General features: G+C 62.1%; 7 protein-coding genes. 2 read left to right on the top strand and 5 right to left on the bottom strand.

All coding sequences use genetic code 11. From position 1 onward, the window contains the following. Positions 1 to 97: 97 nt before the first annotated feature. From I6F35_RS35350 to I6F35_RS35340, 3 genes are all read right to left on the bottom strand, one after another. On the bottom strand, positions 98 to 1,186 hold the full coding sequence (locus I6F35_RS35350; protein ID WP_225122254.1) for a substrate-binding domain-containing protein: 1,089 nt from the start codon (positions 1,184 to 1,186) through the stop codon (positions 98 to 100). Positions 1,187 to 1,424: 238 nt separating this feature from the next. Further along, on the bottom strand, positions 1,425 to 2,177 hold the full coding sequence (locus I6F35_RS35345) for a Crp/Fnr family transcriptional regulator (protein ID WP_225122253.1): 753 nt from the start codon (positions 2,175 to 2,177) through the stop codon (positions 1,425 to 1,427). Next, positions 2,159 to 2,824 (bottom strand): sensor histidine kinase, encoded by a 666-nt coding sequence (locus I6F35_RS35340; RefSeq protein ID WP_225122252.1) that lies wholly within the window; start codon positions 2,822 to 2,824, stop codon positions 2,159 to 2,161. Before I6F35_RS35340 ends, I6F35_RS35345 begins: the two co-directional genes overlap by 19 nt. 204 nt (positions 2,825 to 3,028) lie before the next feature. Between I6F35_RS35340 and I6F35_RS35335 the strand changes: the two genes are divergently transcribed. Continuing rightward, on the top strand, positions 3,029 to 3,247 hold the full coding sequence (locus I6F35_RS35335) for a hypothetical protein (protein WP_225122251.1): 219 nt from the start codon (positions 3,029 to 3,031) through the stop codon (positions 3,245 to 3,247). A gap of 180 nt (positions 3,248 to 3,427) precedes the next feature. Here the strand turns inward: I6F35_RS35335 and I6F35_RS35330 are convergent, their stop codons facing one another. Together I6F35_RS35330 and I6F35_RS35325 are read right to left on the bottom strand one after the other, a co-directional pair. Beyond that, positions 3,428 to 4,795 (bottom strand): squalene monooxygenase, encoded by a 1,368-nt coding sequence (locus I6F35_RS35330; protein WP_225122250.1) that lies wholly within the window; start codon positions 4,793 to 4,795, stop codon positions 3,428 to 3,430. Between the two features lie 110 nt (positions 4,796 to 4,905). After that, on the bottom strand, positions 4,906 to 6,546 hold the full coding sequence (locus I6F35_RS35325; RefSeq protein WP_225122258.1) for a GMC family oxidoreductase N-terminal domain-containing protein: 1,641 nt from the start codon (positions 6,544 to 6,546) through the stop codon (positions 4,906 to 4,908). Between the two features lie 204 nt (positions 6,547 to 6,750). On the opposite strand from I6F35_RS35325, the gene I6F35_RS35320 reads away from it, so the two are divergent. Then, complete coding sequence (locus I6F35_RS35320; RefSeq protein WP_225122249.1) at positions 6,751 to 7,614, top strand: MlaD family protein; 864 nt, start codon at positions 6,751 to 6,753, stop codon at positions 7,612 to 7,614. The last annotated feature ends 47 nt before the right edge of the window (positions 7,615 to 7,661 follow it).

The following is a 7,661-nucleotide window of genomic DNA, read 5'->3' as shown; positions in this document are numbered from 1 at the left end:
AACCCACCCACGACGATGCCGGCGTCATCATCCTTGGTGGATCGACGAGATAGTCGCCTGAGCCGCCGGCTATTCCCACTCTCCGGATCGGACGAAATCAGCTCTTGCGCGCTTTGCTGAGCAGATAGTTGTCGTAATAATTTTCCGCGATCTGCGTGTAGAACAGCACGTCCTTCATGTACGCGTCGTGGCTCTCTTTTGTTTTCTTGAACAGCGGGCTCTTCTCGGCAATCTCGTTCAGATAGTCCTGGGTGGCTTTGTAGCTCGCCTCCATGACCGGTTGCGGAAACGCGCGCAGCTCCGTCCCGTTGGCAATGAGTCGTTTCAGGGCGAGAGGGTTCACGCTGTCGTACTTCTCGATCATCCAGGCGCCTGCCGCCGAACCGGCCTGGGTGAGGATCGACTGGTACTGCTTGGGAAGGCCGTTCCACTTCTCTTCGTTGACGACCATGTGCAACATGGCGCCTCCTTCCCACCAGCCGGGGAAGTAGTAGTACTTCGCCACCTTGTAGAAGCCGAGCTTCTCATCGTCATAGGGGCCGACGAACTCCGCGGCATCGATCGCCCCCTTCTCCAGCGATGAATAGACATCACCGCCAGCGATCTGCTGCGGCACCACGCCAAGCCTTGCCAGCACATGGCCGCCCATGCCCGCGATGCGGAACTTGAGGCCGTTGAGATCATCGACCGTCTTGATCTCCTTGCGAAACCAGCCACCCATCTGCGTGCCGGAGTTGCCGCACAGGATCGCACGCGCCTTGAAAGGCTTCAGGGCTTCGTTGCAGAGTTCGGCGCCTCCGCCGAACGTCCACCAGGAATGTTGATGGCGATGGTTCATGCCAAACGGCGCGCCCGTCGCATAGGCAAGCGCCGGCTCCTTGCCGACGTAGAAATAAAGCGGCGTCTGCGCGATCTCGACGGACGCGACGCTCACGGCATCGAGCGCCTGCAAGCCGGGCACGATCTCGCCCGCCGCGAAAGTCTGGATCTGAAACTTGTTGTCCGTGGCCTCTGCGACGTATTTCGCAAAGGTCTGCGCCGTGCCGTAGATCGTATCGAGCGATTTCGGAAAGCTCGACGTCAAACGCCATTTGATCTCGGGCATCGACTGCGCGATCGCCGGTGCCGCGACCAGGGTCGTCGCGCCGGCCACGGCGCTGCCTGTGAGAAACGTACGGCGTTTCATGATGTGACTACTCCCTTGGATTGCAATTCGATGGAGGCAGGGCAAGATGACTTCCGCGGCCAGCCTCTCACCCGGACCTACCTCAAAGGCCCAGCCGACGCCAGCGTGATCTACCGGTGACGGGGGAGCCGGACGCGACATGCTGGGAGGGGACATAGCGCGCCCAAAACCAAGGCCGCCGTGGACTGGACGTCCAGCGCGGCCACGATACCAGCTATGACAGTTGCGGAAGTCGGCCTTAGAATGCGTCGACGGGCAGCGGGTGGATTTCAGGTCGCTTGCCTTCGGACAGGTGAAGATACTCCGGCGTGAAGTCGGCCACGCACGCGAGCTCGTCGCGGTGGAACAGCGTCACAACGCCGGCCTTCCATTCGATCAGGCCGCAGCGCCTGAGCTCCTGTACGGTGCGGTTGATGTGCACAGTCGAAAGGCCGCAAACATCCGCTAGATTTTGCTGAGTGAACGGAAGGCGAAACTGGTCCTCGTGCAACAGCCCCACGACTTCGAGTCGGGCCGCAAGCTCGCAGAAAAAATGCGCCACTCTGGCCAGCGCGTCGCGCGATCCCAAGTTGGCGACCGCTTGGCGGCAGATTGCGGCATCGACCAATGTCTTACGCCAGAAAGCATGCGTCAGCGTCGGAGAATCGACCAGGAGGTGATTCAGAAAAGTGTGCGGTACAAAGGCGATGGTAGATGGGCCGGCACTGCATAGGTCATGGTCCATGTGCAGCAGATGCAACATGTGCAAATCCGGCATATCGCCCGGCACATGAACCGATAATATCTGGTTTCGGCCGCCCACAATCTTCTGACCAACAAGAAATCCGCTCATCACGATCGCGCAGTGGAATGCCCGGTCGCCTTCGCGCCAGACATGCTCGTCGTCAGCGAATGTCCTCACCGAGTTCGGCATGTTCGCGAGCCTGGTTCGGTCGTCCACGGACAAACCGACCAGGCAATGCAGCCGCTCGATTAGTTTTTGGGCAGGCATTGTGCACGCTTTGGCTTGGCGAGCCGAGCGCGAACACCAAGGTCGTCGTGCTCAAACTGAAGTTCTGCATTGAGCCCGTTTGCCAAGGATCGCATCAGCTGAAAGCCAAGTCCTCCATCAGTGGCCGGATCGAAATTCTCCGGGAAACCGACGCCATCGTCCGTCACCTCCACCATGAACGAGCCATCGTCTCTCGCTTCGCACCGGACGTTGACCTTCACGACCAAGCCCGACGGATGCGCATACTTGCTGGCATTCGTGAGCAGCTCGGCGGTGATGAGCCCGGCGTGAAGCGCATGACGCGGGTCGATGTATCCGTCGCAGCCATTCTCGAAGCTGAGGTACATCTTTCCTTCTGAGCCGAGCGTTGCGATCATCTCGGAAATTTCTCGCAAGAAATCACCTAGTTTTACTCCGTTGCCACTGGTGGCCAACGCCAATGATTTGTGGAGTCTCGCCGTGACCTGAATGCGCGCGCGGATGTCGTCGAGCAGCATGGAAACCTGCTCAGTCGTGAACGTCTCGCCGCTCTTGCAGATGGCATTGCGCTGAAGGCGAATAACCGCGCTCAGACTGGCCAGGTTGTTTGCTATCCGGTGATCCGCCTCAGCCATCCCGACGAACCTGCGGTCGATCAAAGTTGACATGTTCGCGTCCTCCAAAGGACAGCGTGCGCCTAAGAACGTCGCAAATCAACAAAATGATAGTGAGTTCAAGAAGTTGCTGACTAAAGAGGAGCCTTTGTGGCTCTCGTTGCCTAATCCCTCGCTGGGCATTAATGAGTATAATTAGTAAGGAACTCATTATCGGTCTCTTGCGTTAACGGAGCATGCCTCGCAGAGGAGAGTTAGATGGGTGAGCTCAACAGGGGCGAGCGGCTCCAGATCATGCTGAGCCCAACGGAATTGCGGATCATTGATACGTGGCGGTTTGCCAAGCGGATGCCGAGCAGGGCTGCCGCAATCCGGGAATTGCTCAAACGCGGTTTAGCTGCCGAGGGATTTACGGAGGCCGATGACGGCCAGAGGTCGAAGGATTTTTCCGTTCTGCCGGACAAGGCTGCCGAGTAGCGCTGGCTTGGACCCCAATATTCATTGTGAGCCTTGAGCTGACTGGCACCTCTTTCACGCGCTTCTTATGGTCGCGGCACCGCAGCGGTTATCCCTCGCAGATCACACGCCGACTCGCAGATATGTCCGCGTTCGAGCTTCATTGACGGCGGTCGTGCCGCTACGGAGCTCGCCCTTTTTTCAGACCTGTTCGGCCGACATTTGGGACAGCTCGAGCTGAACCAGCCGTTCGACGGCCGGATCCTGGAGCACGCTTGGCGGCTTGAGCAATTGCTGAACTTCCGCCATCAGCCGGTGAACGGCGGGATCGCGTATCGCGGCCCGAAGCAGGGCTGCGTTGTGTTGGAGCCGGCTCTCGAAATCCGGCGGACGTTCGCCGCGCGTCTCGGGATAGACCAGATCCGGGATCGCCGACATGTTCCACGGCGCCTCGACCAGCGGCAGGCTTTCGGAAAAGAACGCCAGCGCCAGTCCGGCAAGCGGATCGGCCTTGGTCGCCCGGCTCTTCAGGAGTTGCTTCAGAAGGCGAGCTTCCTGCGCCGCCACGCTCATGCCCTGGCCGTGGACCGGGTTGAAGCGGCAGATCGAATCGCCGATCGGCAAGAGGCCGCGCGGAAATGCGCCGAGCCGATCGAAACGGCGCCACGCGCTGGCCGGGAAGGCATAGCGCTCGAAGCCACCCTGGCGCTCGGCATGCTTGATGGCATCATAAATCGTCTGGGTCTCGAGCCGCCGGGCATAATCCATGAAGCCGTCCAGATCAGCCGGCGGCCGTTCGCCAAGCCGCCCCGCGAGCGTGACAACCCAGCGCCTGCCTTCGGCCGGCAGCATATAGCCGGCGCGGCTGCGTTCCGGCGCATGAGGGTGAGTGGCGATGCCCCTCCAGTCGGTGGGCGCATCCTCGGGAATGGCGAAGGTCGTCGTCGTATAATGGAGATCGACGCCAATGACGATTTCATCCGGCACCGGCTGGCCGAACGAACGCAGCAATGTCAGGGTTGGCGCGGCGCGTCCGGACGCGTCGACAACGAGATCGGCCGCGAGGGTTTCCTGCCGCCCATCGGCATCTTCACAGATGACGCCTGTGATCATGCCGCCATCCGGCGTAGCGGTGATCTCGAGCGCGCGGCATCCCGGGCGCATCGTCAGATTAGGCAGCCTCTCGACTTGCCGGCGCGTCGTCAGTTCTACCAGCGGCCGGGATGCGCCGTAGAAGAACCAGCCAAAATCGCGCGACGGGAGCTGACCGATGCGCGGGATCTCCACACGAAAATCGCGTGGCATTCGAAGCAGCACCGACCCGGCCTCGGCCAGATCCCGCTCGAAATGCGGGAACAGATCGGTCAGCGCACGGTGGCCGCCGGGCAGCAGAGCGTGCAGATGCCGGGATTGCGGCGTGCCCGGTCGCGGCACCGCCTGACTCGGCAGGCGGTCGCGCTCCAGCACGATCACCCGTTCGAAGTAGTTGGCCAGCGCGCCCGCTGCGGCCAAGCCGGCCATGCCCGCGCCGATCACCACGGCGTGTTTGCCGATCGTCTTGCCTAGCATCGCAGCTCTCCTCCTCTACGCGGCGGTATCGCATCATGAGGGGACAAACCGGTTACAGCGTGATTTCAGCTCCGAAGAAGCGCGTTACGATCGTAGCGCCTTGAGCGGCGTTACCCTGCGAGCACCAGATCGCTCGCCTTCTCGGCGACGGCGATGGCGGCGGCATTGGTCATCGCCTGCGGGATTCCGGGGAACACCGAGGCGTCGATGACACGCAGACCCGCCACGCCTTTCACGCGCAAGGCTTGATCGACGACGGCGCCGATGCGGCACGTGCCGACAGGGTGATGGAATGAATCCGTGGCGTGAACAACGAACTTGCGTATGTCGCCGGTCGTCTTCGCCTTGGGCCCCGGATAGACTTCCTGCGTGCGCCAGTCGGCAAAGGCGGCGCTGGCACCGATCTCGCGAGCGAGAGAAACGCCTTCGACAAGAAGGTCCAGATCGGCCGGCTCTGACAGATAATTTGGATCGATCAGCGCCGGCGCGCGCGGATGGCCGGAGGCGAGTTTCACGCTGCCGCGGCTGCGGGGTCGCATCAGGCAGGAAACGAGAACATAAGCCGGTGCGGGCAACGGGCCGACGCCCGACAGAACGAACGGCAGGGACAGGCACATCACAAGATGTTCCGGGCTGTCATTTGGGTTGGTGCGCGGCACGTAGAGGACAGCGTCGGCATGGTTGTAGTGCGAGCGCGGCACCTCGCGCCGTGCGGCGTACGCCACGCCCGCAACCAACAGATGGTCCTCGAGATGGCGGCCGACATCCGGCAAATCCACGACAACGGGAATATTGAACGATCGCAGTTGGTCGGCCGGGCCGATCCCCGACAGCATGAGCAGGCGCGGCGAATCGATCGCACCGGCACAAAGCAGCACCTCGCGCTCAGCCCGCACCGAGCGTTCGGCGAGCCGTACGCCGCTGCACCGTCCACCTTCGATCACCAGACCCAGCACTTCGGTGTCCACCAGCAGATCGACGGTGTCGCTCTTGAGGCTTCCGAGATACGCCGTCGCCGCGTCGTGGCGAGCGCCGTCCTTGATATTGAGTTGATTCCAGCCGACGCCCGTCGTGAGCTCGCCTCCGATATCCGATGTCATCGGGTACCCGAGGTCTTGCGATGCCTTGACGAAGGCGGATGCCACCGGATTGCGATCCCGGACATCCGCAAGCGAGAGGACGTGGAGCGGACCACTGCCGCCCCGCCATGCGCCGGCGCCGCCGGAAAACGTCTCGGCGCGCTTGAAATACGGCAGGAGGTCGGCGACGCGCCATCCCTCGGGCCAGCGATCATAGGCGGCCGGATGGCCGCGCTGATAGGCGAGCGCATTGATCGTGCTTGAACCACCCACGACCTTGCCGCGCGGACAGCGGATCATGCGCCCTCCCAACCCTGCTTGAGGGACGGTCAAATAGCGCCAGTCAAACTCACTGCCCTGCAGCTTGGGCCATTCCGGCGGATTCCTGATGGCTGCCAGTGTCGCTTGGCCGCCGGCCTCGAGCAGGAGAACCCGTCGTCCGGCCAGACCGAGCCGATGCGCCACGACGCAGCCCGATGAGCCCGCACCGACAATGACGTAGTCGTAGGACGAACGAAGTTCGTCAGGTGATCGGAGCGTGCGGACGCCGGATGCGGCGCCGGCGCCTGCCCCGGCGTGCCGAGCCAGGCTCGACAGCGCCAGTCCGCCGCCGACCGTTGCCGCCAGGGCTTTGCGGCGATTGAAGCCGCCTCTGCGATCGCCGGAGATCATGCCGGTCATTGGTCGCCCCCTCCCCTTACTCTCCAATCGACCTTCACAGATTGCCGCTCCGTTACGCTGTTCCTTTTACGCTCTTCTTTCATCTCGCGGCAAAGTGGCTACGGGCGTAACACATTGGGCGATCGGCTGATGATGTCCCCCGACAAAGGCAGATGAAAGCGTCACGACGATCCTGCCGAAGGTTCGACCACGACGGTGACTGACCGCCGCAAATCCGCTATTTTTGCCGGCCACTTCGAAGGTCGAAACATGGTGCGCGCCAGCAACGTAATGATCGGGACATTGGCGCTGGCGTTGATCGCCGGCTCGCTCGGCGGCTGGCTCGGCTACCGCAAATATGCCGGAATCCAGCTGCAGGTGCCGTTCCGCGTGATCTTCGAAGGCCCGGCCTCGGGCCTGCGCCGGGGCGGCAGCGTGAATTTCGCCGGCGTGCGCATCGGCGAGGTGGAATCGATCAGGCTCGACCGTCACCGCGTGATCGCGATGACGTGGATCGAGAAAACCGCGCCGATCAAGAAGGACACTCAGGTCGGCCTCGAATTCCAGGGCCTGACCGGCATTGCCGCGATCTCCTTCACCGGCGGCACCGACGCTGCACCGCCTCCACCGACCGGCCTTGACGGCATTGCCGAACTCACCGCCGATCCCCTGGGCACCATGGGCATCCAGGAAAAGATCCGCGCCGTGCTGCGCAATGTCGACACGGTGGTCAAGGACAACGAGGGGGCGATCAAGGACACGCTGCGGGGTTTCGAGACTTTCACCGCCTCGCTGTCGAGCAATGGCGAGAAGATCAGCAGCCTCATCAGCACCGCTGAAGCGGGCGTCAATGCCATGGATGACGGCATGGGCCGGACCGAGGCGTTCCTGAAGAGCCTCGGCAGCGACAAATATGGCGGCGAATTGCTGCCGACCGTCATCTCGCTGCGCGAGCTGGTCGAGAGCTTCGACAAGAAGTCCGGTGCGCTGATGGCCGACACCCGAAAACTGCTCGGCGACATCAGCCAGTCCGTGAACCAGGCGAACCGGAAATTTGGCGGAACCAGCGGCGGCCGCTAGAGCATTTTCGGTTCTGATTGAATCAGAACCGAAGCTCTAGATTCTTG

This window comes from Bradyrhizobium sp. BRP22, from assembly GCF_020194175.1.
In the GTDB taxonomy this organism is placed as follows: domain Bacteria; phylum Pseudomonadota; class Alphaproteobacteria; order Rhizobiales; family Xanthobacteraceae; genus Bradyrhizobium.
Note: the sequence above shows the minus strand (reverse complement) of the source record. Positions and strands in the feature narration are given on the sequence as shown.

Excerpts from the sequence above, each read along its gene's own strand:
- I6F35_RS35350 (WP_225122254.1), bottom strand. The coding sequence starts at position 1,186 with ATGAAACGCCGTACGTTTCTCACAGGCAGCGCCGTGGCCGGCGCGACG.
- I6F35_RS35345 (WP_225122253.1), bottom strand. The coding sequence starts at position 2,177 with ATGCCTGCCCAAAAACTAATCGAGCGGCTGCATTGCCTGGTCGGTTTG.
- I6F35_RS35340 (WP_225122252.1), bottom strand. The coding sequence starts at position 2,824 with ATGTCAACTTTGATCGACCGCAGGTTCGTCGGGATGGCTGAGGCGGAT.
- I6F35_RS35335 (WP_225122251.1), top strand. The coding sequence starts at position 3,029 with ATGGGTGAGCTCAACAGGGGCGAGCGGCTCCAGATCATGCTGAGCCCA.
- I6F35_RS35330 (WP_225122250.1), bottom strand. The coding sequence starts at position 4,795 with ATGCTAGGCAAGACGATCGGCAAACACGCCGTGGTGATCGGCGCGGGC.
- I6F35_RS35325 (WP_225122258.1), bottom strand. The coding sequence starts at position 6,546 with ATGATCTCCGGCGATCGCAGAGGCGGCTTCAATCGCCGCAAAGCCCTG.